The organism is Myxococcus sp. AB036A, assembly GCF_006547355.1.
In the GTDB taxonomy this organism is placed as follows: Bacteria; Myxococcota; Myxococcia; order Myxococcales; family Myxococcaceae; genus Myxococcus; species Myxococcus virescens.
In genome coordinates, this window is record NZ_VHLC01000156.1 from 1 (window position 1) to 14,799 (window position 14,799).

12 protein-coding genes are annotated in these 14,799 nt (G+C 70.9%); 5 read left to right on the forward strand and 7 right to left on the reverse strand.

What is annotated here, in order from left to right; translation table 11 throughout:
* From FL344_RS36140 to FL344_RS36150, 3 genes are all read left to right on the forward strand, one after another.
* Positions 1-585, forward strand: a 585-nt coding sequence (locus FL344_RS36140; protein ID WP_141621719.1) for a RadC family protein, incomplete at its 5' end; no start/stop codon positions are given.
* On the forward strand, positions 585-836 hold the full coding sequence (locus FL344_RS36145; RefSeq protein WP_011552044.1) for a DUF3006 domain-containing protein: 252 nt from the start codon (positions 585-587) through the stop codon (positions 834-836). The genes FL344_RS36140 and FL344_RS36145, both read left to right, overlap by 1 nt.
* A gap of 46 nt (positions 837-882) precedes the next feature.
* On the forward strand, positions 883-2,970 hold the full coding sequence (locus FL344_RS36150; RefSeq protein WP_141621720.1) for an ATP-dependent DNA helicase RecQ: 2,088 nt from the start codon (positions 883-885) through the stop codon (positions 2,968-2,970).
* Between the two features lie 13 nt (positions 2,971-2,983).
* Here FL344_RS36150 and FL344_RS36155 read toward each other — a convergent pair whose 3' ends face one another.
* Together FL344_RS36155 and FL344_RS36160 are read right to left on the reverse strand one after the other, a co-directional pair.
* Complete coding sequence (locus tag FL344_RS36155) at positions 2,984-3,367, reverse strand: hypothetical protein (protein ID WP_140861474.1); 384 nt, start codon at positions 3,365-3,367, stop codon at positions 2,984-2,986.
* Between the two features lies 1 nt (position 3,368).
* Positions 3,369-7,094, reverse strand: coding sequence for a tetratricopeptide repeat protein (locus FL344_RS36160; RefSeq protein WP_228565619.1), 3,726 nt, complete (start codon positions 7,092-7,094; stop codon positions 3,369-3,371).
* A gap of 90 nt (positions 7,095-7,184) precedes the next feature.
* On the opposite strand from FL344_RS36160, the gene FL344_RS39585 reads away from it, so the two are divergent.
* Positions 7,185-7,637 carry a hypothetical protein gene (locus FL344_RS39585; RefSeq protein ID WP_228565620.1) on the forward strand — a complete coding sequence of 151 codons (453 nt, stop codon included), beginning with the start codon at positions 7,185-7,187 and terminating at the stop codon, positions 7,635-7,637.
* 401 nt (positions 7,638-8,038) lie between these two features.
* Here FL344_RS39585 and FL344_RS36165 read toward each other — a convergent pair whose 3' ends face one another.
* From FL344_RS36165 to FL344_RS36185, 5 genes are all read right to left on the reverse strand, one after another.
* Positions 8,039-8,962, reverse strand: coding sequence for an SDR family oxidoreductase (locus FL344_RS36165; RefSeq protein WP_011552040.1), 924 nt, complete (start codon positions 8,960-8,962; stop codon positions 8,039-8,041).
* A 35-nt stretch (positions 8,963-8,997) separates the two neighbouring features.
* Positions 8,998-9,852: a lysophospholipid acyltransferase family protein gene (locus FL344_RS36170; RefSeq protein ID WP_141594392.1), complete on the reverse strand. Its 855-nt coding sequence runs from the start codon at positions 9,850-9,852 to the stop codon at positions 8,998-9,000.
* Between the two features lie 141 nt (positions 9,853-9,993).
* Positions 9,994-10,932, reverse strand: coding sequence for a polysaccharide deacetylase family protein (locus tag FL344_RS36175; RefSeq protein ID WP_141621722.1), 939 nt, complete (start codon positions 10,930-10,932; stop codon positions 9,994-9,996).
* Between the two features lie 17 nt (positions 10,933-10,949).
* A complete protein-coding gene (locus FL344_RS36180) occupies positions 10,950-11,660 on the reverse strand; it encodes a glycosyltransferase family 2 protein (protein WP_140789074.1) in 711 nt (236 codons plus the stop codon).
* Between the two features lie 73 nt (positions 11,661-11,733).
* Positions 11,734-13,047: an NAD(P)/FAD-dependent oxidoreductase gene (locus FL344_RS36185; RefSeq protein ID WP_141594395.1), complete on the reverse strand. Its 1,314-nt coding sequence runs from the start codon at positions 13,045-13,047 to the stop codon at positions 11,734-11,736.
* 206 nt (positions 13,048-13,253) lie between these two features.
* Between FL344_RS36185 and FL344_RS36190 the strand changes: the two genes are divergently transcribed.
* On the forward strand, positions 13,254-14,799 hold a 1,546-nt coding region (locus FL344_RS36190), incomplete at its 3' end, for a zinc-ribbon domain-containing protein (protein WP_194863385.1).

Here is a 14,799-nt window from a genome sequence, read left to right on the forward strand (position 1 = left end):
GGGGCACTGCTGTCGGAGGGCGGTGGGCTGAAGGGGCTGGTGCAGCAGGAGCCCCTGGCGCTGAGTCTGCGGCCCGGCGTGGGGCCTGTCCGGGCGGCGCAGGCCCTGGCCGCGCTGGAGCTGGGCCGCCGCTCGCAGCGCGCCGGGGAGCGCAGGCCCAGGCTGCGCACGCCGAAGGAGATTGCCGCGTACCTGGCGCCGGTGCTGGGGGCGCTGCGGCGCGAGGTGTTCCACGTCCTGTGCTTCAACGCGCGCAACGTGCTGGTGCATGACGCGCGCGTGGCGGAGGGCACCATGAACACCTGCCCGGTGGACCCGCGGGAGGTGTTCGCCGCGGCGCTCACCTCGCGCGCCACGTCCATCGTGCTGGCGCACAACCACCCTTCGGGAGACCCGGAGCCCAGCGTCCAGGACCTGGGCCTGACGCGGCATCTGGTCGCGGGGGCGCAGCTGCTCAACATCAAGGTGCTGGACCACGTGGTGATGGGAGACGGCGGCTACGTGTCGATGCTGGAGCGCGGGCTGATGCCGGACGAAGCGCGGGAGAAACGGCGGACGTGGAGCGCGAATGGAGGCGGCGGATGATGGTGAGCATGGTGGGGCTGTGGGGAGCGGTGCAGGTGGAGCTGCTGGAGGACGTCCGGGCGCAAGTGGTGCGGCTGGACACCGGACAGGCATGCACGGTGGAGCGCGCGTCGCTGCCCAAGGGCGCGCGCGAGGGTGACGTCGTGGTGGATGGCCGGCTGGAGCCAGGGCAAACGGAGGCGCGGCGGCAGGACGTCGCGCGGATGCGAACGCGGCTGGCTGTTCCGGTTCCACCAGGGCTCGACCTGTGAGTGGAGGCCGCGCGGCGGCCTCGTTTCCGTTGACGGCTGGACCAGGATGATGAACATGCGCGCGATGCCGGTGGCCCTGCCCTACCTCGAGGAAGCACAGCAGGGGCTGGTCCGCCACTTCGGCCTGTCCCAGTTCCGGCCGGGGCAGGACCAGGTCATCTCGTCCGTCTTGAGCGGCCGCAACACGGTGGTGGTGATGCCCACCGGCGCGGGCAAGAGCCTGTGCTACCAGCTGCCCGCCACGCTGCTGCCGGGGCTGACACTGGTGGTGTCGCCGCTGATTGCCCTGATGAAGGACCAGGTGGAGCAGCTCACCGCGCGCGGCATTCCGGCGACCTTCATCAACTCATCGCTGTCCGACCTGGAGCGCGCGGAGCGGATGCGCAAGCTGCGCGCGCATGAGTACAAGCTGCTCTACGTGGCGCCCGAGCGCTTCCGCAGCCAGAGCTTCCTGGAGACGGTGTCCGCGCTGGGCGTGGACCTGCTCGCCGTAGACGAGGCGCACTGCATCTCCCAGTGGGGGCACGACTTCAGGCCGGACTACGCGCTGCTCGGACAGGTGCGAAAGCGGCTGCGTCCGCCGCGCACGGTGGCGCTCACCGCCACGGCCACGCCGGAGGTCCGCGCGGACATCGTGCGCGTGCTGCTGATGAAGGACCCGCAGGAATTCGCCATGGGCTTCGACCGCCCCAACCTCTTCCTGGGCAAGCAGGAGGTGGGCGGCGACGCGGACCGGCACGAGGCCTGTGCACGGCTGGCGTCCACGGGCGGGAGCGGCATCGTGTACTGCTCCACGCGGCGCGCGGCAGAGGGCATCTTCTCCGAACTGCATGGGCGCGGGGTGAAGGCGGTGCTGTACCACGCGGGCATGGACGATGACGCCCGGCGCCGCGCCCAGGACACCTTCATGTCCGCGAAAGAAGCGGTGGCGGTGGCCACCAACGCCTTCGGCATGGGCATCGACAAGCCGGACATCCGCTTCGTCGGCCACGCCAACATCCCGCGGGCGGTGGAGGCGTACTACCAGGAGATTGGCCGCGCGGGCCGCGACGGACAGGCCGCGCGCGCGGTGCTCCTCTTCAACCACTCGGATGTCTTCACCCAGGAGCGGCTCATCCAGAGCAGCCACCCGGCCGAGGCCATCTTCGGGGACGTGTGGAACGTGCTCCAGTCGGTGGAGGAATTCGAGCGAGGCGTACACGCGCTCGCGGGCACGGTGAACGCCAGCGAGTTCGAGGTCTCCGCGGCGCTGCGCATCCTCGAACGCGAGGGCAAGGTGGAGCGCGGTGGCCGAGGCGAGGGCGAGCACGGCATCACCCTGATGGAGAAGGCCGCCTCGGCGCAGCCGCACTCACCGGACGCACAGCGGCTGCTCAAGTCCTTGCTGGAGACGTTCCCCGTGGGCCGGCAGGTCACCACGGAGCTGCCCATCCTCGCGCGCCGCATCGGACTGTCGGTGGACGAGGTCCGCCACGCGCTGGGCCTGTTGGAGAAGGCCCACGTGGCCAAGGTACGGCGCCCCTTCGCTGGCCGCTCCATTCGCGCGCTGGAGCGGGTGCCCTTCCGCGAGCTGGGGCTCGACCTGAGCCGCGTGCGGGAGCAGGAGCGGCAGAACCTGGCGCTGCTGCGCCGGATGACCGAATACGCCTATACGGACCGGGACAAGAAGTGCCGGCGTTCGGCCATCCTCCGCTACTTCGGCCAACGTGACACCCACACGTCGTGCGGCAACTGCGACGTGTGCACGCCGGAGAAGATGCCCACGCTGCTGGCCCACGGGCCGACCGCATCGCGCGTCCGAGGCACGGGCTCCGCGGCGGCACCGGTGGTGACGAACTACAGCGAGCTGGCCTCCACGGAGCTGCGACGCTGGCGCAAGGAGCTGGCGAAGGACCTGGGCGTGGCCCCCTTCATCATCTTCAACGACGCCACGCTGCTGGGCCTGTCCGCGGCGCTACCGGTGGACCGGGAGGGGTTCCTCGCGGTGAAGGGCACCGGGGAGAGCCGCTGGGAGCGCTTTGGCCCCAAGGTGGTGGAAATCTGCCTGATGGCGCGCGCCGCGGGCCACGAGCCCCAGGCCGTACCGGACGCCGCGGTGCGCGCGCGCAAGCCCACGATTCGTCGCCGGAGCTGAAGCCGCGGCCGCTTCAGGGGTGCCGGCGTCCGCCCTCGCGCAGGGCCCGGCGCGCCAGCAGCGTCCGGACGCCGCCCATCAACGTGCCCACCACCATCGCGAGCAGGAAAATCACGACCATGGTGGTGACGCCGAACACGACGCGCACGCCCACCTCGGAGATGCGGCCGGAGAAGTAGGCCGCCCGCAAGGGCTCCATGGCCCCCGTCAGCTCCAAGGCCCGTGCCGGCAGCGAGTCCAGCGACAGCGACAGCCGCTGGAGGAATCGCGAGGGGAAGTAGCGCAGGGCAATCTCCACCCCGAGCCCCAGCAGCAGGTAGATGAGCGACAGCAGGAACGCATTGCCCCACATGATGTGCAGCAGTGGGGAATCCGTCCGGGAGGAGAAATACCTCACGCTACCTCGCCGCCTTCTTCTTCAGGCTGGGCAGGGCCTTCTTCACCCGCGCGGCCTCATTCGAGCCACCGGCCAGCTTCAGGAACGCCTCGTAGGACTCCACGGCTCGCGGCAGCGCACCGGGCTCGCGCACCAACGCATCCGCGAGCGCCAGGCGCGCCAGGCCGTCCGCGGGCTCCAGCTCCACGGCCTTCTCCAACGCAGCCCGGGCCACGTCCTCCTGCTTCTGCCTGAGCGCCACCATTCCCAGTGCAAGCTGGGCGCGCCCATCGAAAGGCGCCAGGCGCACGGCCTCGTCCGCCGCGGTACGGGCATCCTTCACGGCCCCCGCCCCCAGCAGCGCGCGCGCCATGGTGGCCCGAGCGAAGGCCTTGTCCCAGACAGTCGGCGCCCTCGCCGCCAGGTCCTCGAGCGTCCGAGCGGCGCCACGCCCACCACCCGGCAACTGTGCGTACAGCTCTCCCACCCGGCCGCAGGTGGCATCGGGCCCTTCCCGTCGGGCCGCGGCGAAGGCCGCCTCGGCGTTGCCGCTGTTGCCCTGGCGCATGAAGGCGAGGGCAATCTCACAGAACGTGCCCGCGTCCTTCGGGTCCAGCTTGTTGGCGCGCTCCAGTGCGGAGAAGGCTCCCCGCGCGTCTCCCGCGCCGAAGAGGATGGCCGCGCGAAGCTTGTGCGCCTCGGCATCATCCGACGCCAGCTTCACCGAGCGCTGCACCGCGCCCTCTGCGTCCTTGCGGCGGCCAGAGTGGAACAGCGCCAGCGCGAAGCCCTTGTGCGCGGCCGCGCTCCCCGGGTTCTCCAGCTGCCACGCCTCGAACTGCTTGAGCGCGTCCTGCGTCCGCCCCAGGGCCAGCAGCGTGCGCCCCAGCGCGTCCCGGGCCTCGCCATGTGCGCCGTTGCGCTCCACCGCCTGCGTCAGCGGCTTGAGGGCCATGTCGGGCAGCCCACGCGACAACATCAACCGCCCCAGCGAGCACGCGGCCTCATAGTCACGCGGGTCCTTCTGGGCCTCTTCGAACAGGGCCTGCGCCTTGTCGTAGGCCCGCTCGCGCCAGTAGAGCTGCCCCAGCGCCAGCCGCATGTCATTGCGAGGCCGCTTCGCCGCGTGCAGGGCCTTCTCCAGCAGCTCCCGCGCCTGGGCGCCGTTGCCCTCGGCGGCATCCGCCAGGGCCAGCCAGGAGACGGCCTCCGGGGGATACCGGTCATTCACACGCGTGCGCGCCAGCTCCGCGCGGGCCTTCTTCCAGTCTCCCAGGCGCGCATACGCGGCGCCGCGCACCAGGGCCACCTTGCGCCCCCCGTCGGCCTCCAGACGGGTGAGGACTTCGCGCTCCCGGTCGCGGTCCAGCAGCGCGCGGCCCAACCCCTCGCGGGCCTCTTCGCTCTTGGGCCGGAGCTTGAGCGCGGCCTCGTAGGCGGCCTGCGCCGCATCCAGCGTCCCGGCCGCACGACTGGCGGCGCCGAGCGCGAGCTGGAACTCGAAGGCCAGGGGGCCCTGGGTTCCCTTGGAGAGCAGCGCGCGGGCCTCGGAATGCTTGCCCTGAGCGGACAGCAGCTCACCGTGAACCAACTGCTGGCGCGCCTTCAGCGACGAAGGAAGCTTCGGGTCCTCCGCGAGCCGCGCCACGTCCGTCAGCGCGGCCTCCAGGTCCTGGTACAGCGCGAGCCGAGCCTCCGCCTGGCCGATGCGGGCCGAGGGGTGCTCGGGGGATTTCTTGCGCGCTCGCTCGTACATCTCGATGGCCTGCGGAAAGTCCTCGGAAGCCTTGTAGTAATCACCCAGGGCCACCAGCGCGCGGACGTTGGCGCCCGAGGCACGAAGCGCGCGGTCAAAGCGTTCGAGCGCCTGCTTCTCGTCCTTCGCCTCCAGCAACAGGCTGCCGGCGAGCGCATGGACCTCGGTGCTGTCCTGCTGCGAGCCCAGCAGCGCGCTCCGCGCCAGGGCGCGCCCGCGCTCGTCCGCCACCAGCACGTTGGTGACCAGCACCTGCGCGGGGGCCGCGTCCTTCACGCCCGGCCGCTCCAGCGCTTCCAGCGCCTGGCGTCGGTCCTCGGAAGCCTGCCCATGGTCCGCGTAGCGCAGCGCGTGCGCCCAGGCCGTCAGCGCCCAGGCCCGGCTGCTGCTTTCGTCCATGTCCCGCGCCTTCTCGAGCTGCGCCAGCGCGGCATCCAGCGAGGCCCCGGTGTCCTGGATGATGAGGTCCTCGGCCCGGGCCAGCGTCTCGCTCAGCGTCTGTCCACCCTGGCGCGCGCGGATGTTGATGAAGCTGAAGACGACGATGGCCAGCACCACCACGCCGACCACGGCCCCAGCGGCCTTCACGCCATGCCGGGCGATGAACGACGTCTTCGCCGCCTCACGCGCCAGCTTCGCCCGCAGCTCCTTCTCGTACTCGGCGGTGAGCGCTTCGGTGTCCGGCTTGCGCGCAGTGGCCTTCGCAGCGGTGGCCGCGGGGGCGGGCGCCGCGTCCGGGATGTCCTCCAGCAAGGAGCGCTTGCCCCCAGTGCCTCGCGGCGCCGCGGGCGTGCTCGACACGACGGGCCTCGGCTCCGCCGGCGCGGGCGGAGGAAGGTCACCCAGGAGACCACCCGCGCCAGAGGCCCCGGCGTCCTCGGCCGGAGCGGCCCCGGCCTGCGGTTCATCCACGTCACCGCTCGCCTCGGGCTCCGAGGCCGCGGCAGGCTCCTCCGCGATGGATACCTGCTGCGTCGGCGGGTCCGCGACAGCGCCGGAGTCCTGCTCGGCGTCAGCGCGCTGCTCGTTCGCGGAGTCCTCCGAGGGCGCTTGGGCCTCGGAAGCCGCCTCATCCGCGCCACGCGGAGGGGCATCCTCGTCCCCCAGCCCCAGGTCCAGGCTCGGAAGCTCCGCGCCCAGGACGGACGACACCGGCACCGGCCGGTTCAGCAGGCCCAGCGAGGCGCTCGCGTCACGGCCCCCGTCAGCACCGTCCGGAGCCGCGTCACCTGAAGGAACCGCCGCTCCGCCCTGCTCCGCCGCGCCAACGTCCGTGCCCGCCTGAGCACGCCCTTCCGCGTCCGCTTCCTCGTTCGTGCGCCCCTGCCCCGCGTCCTTCGCGGAGGCTTCGGGTGCCACATCCGCGCGAGCCGCCACCTGGGCGTCTCCCGCCGGCGCCGCACCGGCGCTCGCGGGCTTCAGCTTCGCCGCGTCCCCCAGCGCGGCGGCGCGCAGCCGGGCAGCGGCCATGGGCGCCACCGTGGGGCTCGAAGCCTCGTCCTTCGACGCCTCCTCCGACGACGCGTCCTCATCCGACGAGTGCTTCTCCAGCCCCATCAGGTTCGCGAACACAGGAGCCGGGCCACCCGCGAACGCCTGCTCCGTCTGCTCCAGCCACTGCTTCACGCGGCCATCGTTCGGCTGCAGCGCCAGGGCCTTGCGAAGAATGGGAAGCGCGGACCGGTACAACCGGTGCTGGAGCAGCACCTCGCCAATCAGGTTGTAGGCGTAGGGGTTGTCCTTCTCGATGGAGATGGCCTGCTCGAACTGGTCCATCGCCTCCGCGGGCCGGCCCTGCTGGATGAGGGCCTTGCCCCACAGCACGCGCCCAACGACGGATGCTGGGTGGTGGGAAATGCCTTGCCCGCAGACCTCGATGGCACGCGCGGCGTCCCCCTTTTCCAGCAGGGCCTTGGCGAGTTCGACGAAAACGGAAGAGGTGGGGTCCTGCCGGAGGAGCTGCTCGTAACGCTCCACCATCGACTTGGCCATTGCGCTCGCGACTCCGATGCTCGGGCGGGGAGCCGGACCATACCACCGCTCCCTCGTCCGAGGCTGCTGCCGGGTGGTACCCTCCTCATCGTGAATCGCCTGCCTGCCCTGCTCCTCGCGCTCGTCCTCGGGGCGTGCGCAACCACGTCCAAGAAATCCAATCTGGAAGCACTCAAGCCCACCGTGGAGCGCTTCCACCAGGCCCTCCGGTGGAAGGACTTCCGGAGCGCTTCCCACATCCTCGTCCCCGAGCGGCGCAAGGACTTCCAGAAGGCGCGCCTGGCGCTCAACGACGACAAGGACCTGTCCATCACCGACTACGAAATCGAGGACGTAAAGCTGTCCGATGACGGGCACCGGGCCACGGTGCAGAGCCGCATCCAGTGGATGCGCCTGCCCTCGGCCTCCGAGCGCACCGCCATCGTCACCTCGGAGTTCGTCTTCCGGGACGGGGCGTGGCTCCTGGAGAGCCAGGACGACGGCCCCTTCGAGGGCGAGCTGCCGAGCCCGAGCACCAGCACCGAGCAGCCCCCATCCCCCTGAAAAGAAACCGCCCACCGTCTCGGGGCCGGCCGAGGCGGTGGGCGTCGGGAGCTCCCCTATGGAGCGCCCTACAAGAAACCGCCCACCGTCCCGGGGCCGGCCGAGACGGAGGGCGTCGGGAACTCCCCCATGGAGTGCCCTACAGTTTGACGGGGCGACACCGTTGCCGGGCCCATGTCGCCGCGCCGTGACGGGCAGCCACTAGAGCAACGGGAGTGCCAAGCACCGCGCCTGGAGCGGGCGCTGGCGAATGGCTGGAGATTCAAGGGGTTGCACCGACTGGCCGCCTGACGCCGCCCTGCCCCCAGGGTAGGCCCCTGACATGTCTGTCAGGGACCCCCGGGCCGGACGTCGTGCCGGGCCTGACAACAGTGTCAGGGGGGCCTCGGACTTTCCAGCAGCTAGTCGCCCTGGACGGAGCGGATGGTGTCGCGCATGGAGTGGCGCGGCTTCCAGGCCACGTCCTTCACCCAGCGGCTGCCGTCCACCGCGCAGAGGAACTGGATGTGGTCCAACTCCGGCGGCGGGAAGTTGGCCAGCCGGTACTTGAAGAGCATGCCCAGCAGCGGGCGGGCCACGGGGTGCGGCACGGGGATGGGGGTATTGCCCAGCTCGCGCATCACCGCGGACAGGGGCACCTCGCCGGGGCCCACGACGTTGTAGACGCCCTTGGGCTCGGGGCGGAGCGCCTCCACCATGGCGCGCGCGACGTCCTCCACATGGATGAGCTGCACCATGGGGTCGAAGCCCGCCATCATCCAGGGCCGGCGCATGCGCAGGTAGTTGGACGGCGCGTTCTTGATGGTGGGCCCGACGATGTGGACGGGCCGGAGGATGACCGTCTCGATGTGCGGGTGCTTCCAGAAGAAGCTGTGCGCCAGCATGTCCACTTCGATGAGGTCCCGCACGCCGGAGAAGCGGCTGGCGGCCATGAGCGGCGCGTCTTCCGTGAGGAAGTTGGAGTTGTCCGGGCTGGGCCCGTAGACGTTGGCCGAGGACAGGACGACGACCTTCTTCACGCCGTACTTCGCGCAGTACTCCAACAGGCGCGTGGTGCCCACGACGTTGAAGGAGTGGTGCTCCTCCTCGCTCATCCGGGGGTCATGCATGATGCCCATGTGGATGACGGCGCGGATTTCGTTCTTCCGGAAGACGTCCTCCGCCTTCTTCTTGCGGAGGTCGAGCTCGTACATCTCGACGTCCTTCGGCCGTCCCGCGAAGGGCCGCCGGTCGATGCCGATGATGCGCTCGTGCTTGTGCAGCAGCTTCGCGAGGGTGCGGCCGAGGTTGCCGCTGATGCCCGTGACGACGACGGCCGGTTTCATGGAACCCCCCTCTTTAGCACCGCCGCGCCGGGCACTCACCAGAACACGCCCTGACGCTCCTTGAGGCCCTGGTGGAGCATGGATTGGATGGACGCCTTCACGGTGCGGACCTTCTTGTCCAGCTCACTGTCCTCGTCGTCCGGGCGCCCGGAGAAGTGCAGCGGCTCCCCGAAGTAGATGCGGTACTTCGTGGGCAGGGGAATGGGCAGGCCCGTGGGGGTGATGGGGAAGGACGGGAAGCCCAACAGCTTCGCCACCGGCTTCAGGTCCATCAGCGCCGGGGCCTGCTCCTCCGCGCCAATGACGGCCACGGGAACGATGGGCGTGTTCGTCTCCAGCGCCAGGCGCATGAAGCCCAAGCCGAACTCCTGGAGCTGGTAACGCTGGGGCCACAGCTTGTTGATGCCGCGCGTGCCTTCGGGGAAGACGAGGATGGCCTCCTCCGACTCCAGCAGCCGCCGGCAGTTCTCCGGCGTGCCAACAATCTGCCCCACACGGGCCATGAAGGTGGACACGTACGGGAGCGACGACACCCACTTCTCCACCATGCTGCGGATGACGCGGGGCGGGCTGGCATCCAGCATCATCGCCACGCCAATCATGGCGCCGTCCATGGGCAGCTGGCCGGAGTGGTTGGACACCAGCAGCACCCGGCCGGCGGGCACGTGCTCGATGCCAAACGTCTCCACGCGGAAGTAGTTCCGGTAGAGCCACAGGAGCGGGGCCACCGCGGACAGGCTGTAGTCCAAATCGAAGCCGAACGGGTCCACCCCGTACTCGTTGCCCGGGCGCGACAGGCCATGGAGCCGCTGCTTCTGTTCGGTGTTGGCCAGCCGGTCCGTCCACTCGCGCAGGCCCTTCTTCACTCGGTCGGTGACGTTCTCCAGCATGGGGGCTCTTTACACCACCGGCCCCGCCGCCGGGAGGGCCCGTCGGCGGAAGCCCTCGCCCTGGCGGAGCAAGCGTGCCCCACGGACACCCAGGCACGGCGGGGACGTACGCTGGCGGACAGGTGCCCTCGTGGGAACGCCTTACACCGAGGCCGACAGCCGGCCGGCGACGTCGCGCAGCGTGAGGACCTCACGCTCCGACTTCAGCCAGCCGAACACCTCGCGCAGGCGCGCCATCTTCTGGGTGGCGCTGACGCGCAAATCCCGCTGCTGCCGCACCAGCTCCGGAGGAATCCCGTCCGACGCGTCCAGCACGTCCACGCCGTGCAGCTCGAAGTTGAAGAAGGTGTCCCGCCGGCACGTGCGCCACAGCGCCCGCAGGGACGCGCGGGGCAGCGTGGTGGCGAAGGTGCCGATGAGGGGGAAGCGCAGCGCGGGCGTCACCGTCATGGGCAGCTCCAGCACCGGTCCCGAGCCCCGCCGGTAGGGCTGCGCGGGGTCGGGCCGGTACGGCACCCGAGGCGCCAGGAGCACGCGGGGCGTGTCCAGCACGGAGCGGGACGGACGCCCCAGCACCGACAGGGCCCCCATCACCGCCGCCTTCGCGGAGTAATACGGCACGGCGGGGAACGCCGAAGAGCCATACCGGTAGCCCAGCGCCGCGGTGGCCGCGTACAGGTCCGCGTTCAGCGTGTAGCCCGGCGCGCGGAACCCCTCCGGCCGCGCACCCGTGGCCGCGAGGATGGCGGCGTCCGCGCGCGCCAGGTCCGCGTGGATGGCCTCGGGGCCCCGGCGTGTCAGCGCGTAGTCATGGGCGTGGCTGTGGCTGGCCACCTCGATGCCCGCCTCGTGGGACGCGCGCATGCCCGCCACGGCGACCGGGTCGGATTCCAGGTCCTCACCGATGACGAAGAAGGTCCCCGGAATGCCCAGCCCGTCCAACAGCTCCCGGAAGCGTGGCACCGCCACCGCGTGCACCAGCGAGCGGGCGCGGGCGTCCAGCAACGACTCCGGCAGGCCGTGGATGCGGCAGTAGTGGGGCAGCGAGTCGAGGTCGACGGAGATGGACGCCAGCCGCACGGTGCGCCCTCCCCGGCTCAGGTCCCGCGGACGCGGATGACGTAGAACAGCTTGCCCACGTTCTTGAGCACGTTGGGCACGCGCTTGAACAGGTGGATGGAGGGCTGGCGCTTCTCGTGGAGCTGGATGGGAATCTCCATCACCCGCAGGCCCTCTCGCCACGCGCGGATGACGAACTCGCTGGCGAACACATCCATGTCCACCACGCACTTCTGGATGACGGGCAGCAGCGCCTCGCGGCGGAACGCCTTCAGGCCGTGCGTGTCCGTGCCCTGGAAGCCCAGCGCCACCTTCAGCAGCTTGTTGTGCACCCGCGTGGCCGCGCGGCGAATCAGCGGGCGCTGGTCACTGGCGCCCTTGGCCGCCTTGGAGCCCACCACCATGTCCGCCTCGCCCCGCTCCAGCCGCGGCAGCGCCGCGTCGTAGAAGGTCAGGTCGCACAGGTCGATTTCATCGCAGATGACGTAGGTGCCCCGGGCCTTGAGGATGCCGGCCTTGAGCGCCACGCCGTAGTTGGGCGTCTCCGAGTGGAACCAGCGCAGGCGCGGGTTGTTCGCGCACAGCTCTTCGAGGATGGCCGGCGTGGCGTCGCGCGAGCCGTTCTCCGCGAAGATGATTTCGTAGTCGAGCCCGCGCGCGTCCAGCCCCTGGCGCAACTCCTCCGCCGCCGAGGCGATGATGGACTCCTCGTTGTAGACAGGGATGACGACGGTGAGGTGCGGGGCCATGAACTCGAACAGAGATGGCTAACACGCCCCAAGCCACCCGTCGACACAATGCGACGGGTGGGCGAAGGGGATGTCAACCGTTGAGTATCCTCGCGCACGCACGCCCGGCGAGGATGGCGTCTTCCATGGAGGAGTACTCCCACTGCCCATAGCGGCCGGCAATCTGGATTCCGGCATGCTCCAGGAAGCGCAGAATCTCCGACTTCGCCGGGCCGTAGGCGTCGTCGTAGAGCACGTAGGCGTGGGGAATCTCGCGCGCCTGGGCGAAGAGCACGTCCTCCGCGGCGTGAATCATCTGCGAGCGCACCAGGTCCTCCACCGCGTACTTCTCCGCCGCGGCCAGGGACAGCTCGCCGTGGTGGCTGTACTCCACGTAGAAAGTGGACGTGTCCGGCGGCGCCAGCGGCGCGTACACCGCGGAGGGCGAGCCGATGCGGTACGTATGGAACTCCGGCTCCGGCAGGTAGATCCAATGCCAGGGCTGGCGGTTGGCCCCCTTGGCGCCCACGGCCACGTAGGTGACGGTGGTGGCGCGCAGCTGCTTCGCCGCGTCCTGCACCGCGTCGGGCACGCCGGCCTCGCCCTTGGCGAGCAGCTTCACCAGCCCGGGCAGGGAGATGCTGGACACCAGCCCCGCATAGGGCTGCACGCTCCCGTCGGACAGCGTCACCTTCCGGGCCTTCCAGTCAATGGCGGTGGGCTCGGTGTGGGTGCTGAGCTGGCCGCCCTTCAGGTGGCTCAGCATGGCGCGGGCGAGGCTCTCGATGCCGCCCTCTCGCGGGTACAGGAACGACGCGTTGTAGCCCACCGCGTCGCTGCCAGCGCCCAGCGCGCCGTCCACCACTTCTTTGAGGTTGGGACGGGGCACGAAGCGGCCCACCCAGGCGGCGGACATCTCACGCGGGTGCACCGTCCACAGCTTCTGGTTGTAGGGCACCATGAAGTTCTTCGCGAAGCCCTCGCCCATGTAGCGGAGGATGAACTCCTCGAAGTTGCGCGGCTCGCGCTCGCGCAGCTCGCGGCCCTTCTCACCGTAGACGGCCTCCACGTAGCCGGTGAGGTTCTCCGCCACCACCTCCGGCGGCAGACCGTGGGTGTTCACCTGGTACGGGAAGCGGGTGAACACCCCGCGCGTGAAGATGCCCGCCTTGCGCTGGATGCGGACCATCTGCTCCGGCAGCCACAGCGTGTTCACCAGGTCCTGGATTTCCGGGTCGCGCAGGTGGAGCCAGTGACCGGTGGGGTCAAAATAACACCCCTGGATGACCTCGGTCTTGATGAGGCCGCCGACACGGTCGGACTTCTCGATGAGGCGCCAGGGCTTGTTCAGGAAGTGGGCGGTGGAGAGGCCCGCGAGGCCCGCGCCCAGGATGACAATGGGTTCCATTGAGGGGCGGGTCTACCACCTTCCACTCCGGGAACGGCGAATCGAACGTGGCGTGCTGACCGGTGGACGGCAGGGGCCCTCGCCCGCTTGCCCGGGAGGGTGCGCTTCAACCTACTCGTGCGCGTTCTTTCCGGGCTGGAAACGCCTCTGGTAGCCTGCGCGCACCGCGAAGGCGCTCGGTCCCCCTCTCGCGAGTTCGGAATCCCATGAAAGTCTCCTGCCCGTCTTGCCAGACGAACTACAACATCGATGACAAGCGGATCCCGCCGGGCGGCGCGAAGCTCAAGTGCGCCCGGTGCCAGACCACCTTCCCCATCAAGCTCGATGCAGTGAGCGCGCCCGCGGCGCCTGCTCCCGCCGAGCCCGCCATTCCGCTCCCTGGCGCCGCATCCGCCGCGCCTCCGGCCGCCGCCATCCCGCTGCCGGGGGCCGCGCCCGCGCAAGCCGCCGCCATTCCGCTCCCTGGCGCCGCGTCCGCGCAGTCCGCAGCCATTCCGTTGCCCGGCGCCGCGACTGCGCAGCCCGCAGCCATTCCGCTCCCGGGCGCCCCCGCGTCCACGGGTGCCATCCCGCTGCCGGGGGCCGCGCCGGCCCACTCCGCAGCCATTCCGCTCCCTGGCGCTCCCGCGTCCACGGGCGCCATCCCGCTACCGGGTGCCGCGCCGGCCCACGCCGCCGCCATTCCGCTGCCCGGCGCCGCGCCCGCGGGCGCCATTCCGCTGCCGGGCGCCCCCGGGGCGTTCAGCGCCGCGCCCCACGCCGCCGCCATTCCCCTGCCCGGCGCGGCCGCGCCTCAGCCCGCCGCCATCCCCCTGCCGGGAGGCGCCCCGGAGGCCGACCCGTTCGCCTTCGACATGGGCGAGCCCGCCCAGGCCGCCGCCATCCCGTTGCCGGGAGGCGCCCCGGAAGCCGACCCGTTCGGCTTCGACATGAGCGAGCCCGCACAGGCCGCCAGCGTCCCGCTACCGGGAAGCGCTCCCGAAGCCGACCCGTTCGGCTTCGACATGAGCGAGCCCGCCCAGGCCGCCATGCCCCTCCCGGACGCCCCCCCCGAAGAGGACGCCTTCGCCTTCGACATGAGCTCGCCCGCGGAGGCCGCCGCGGCCATGCCGCAGGCAGATGGCCCGTCCGGCATGGACGCGTTCGGCGACGACTTTGGCGAGCCGGCCCGGGACACCCGCGAGGTGACGCGCGTCGTCTCCATTCCGCTGCCGAGCGACGCCTACCGCGAGCCCCCCTCCGCTCCGGCGTCGGGCTACGGCGTGAATGAACCCGCGGGAACGGCACGCGACTTCGACTTCGAGACCGTCGAAGCCCCCGTCGAGGACGCCGCACAGGGCTACGGGGTGAACGCGCCCGCGGGCACCGCCAGGGACTTCGATTTCGCCGACGACGCCCTGCCCGTTCCCGTCGAGGCCCCGCCCTCCGAGGACGCGTTCGCCTTCGACATGGGCGAGCCTGCCCAGGGCCAGCCGCCCCAGGCAGACCCCTTCGCCCTGCCGCCCCCTGAGGCCTACGCGCAGCCGGCCGCCCCGGTGGACGACCCGTTCGCCCTGCCGCCGCCGGACATGGCGCACCAGACGGACGCCTTCGCGCCGGACGCGTACGCGATGCCGTCCGCGCCCGAGTCCTCGCCCTACGCGATGCCTCCGCCCGCCGCGGGAGCGCCGTCCTTCGACTTCGCCGAACTGCCCGTCCCCGCGAACGCCGATCCGTTCGCACTGCCCCCTCCGGGAGTGGACTTCTCCGACC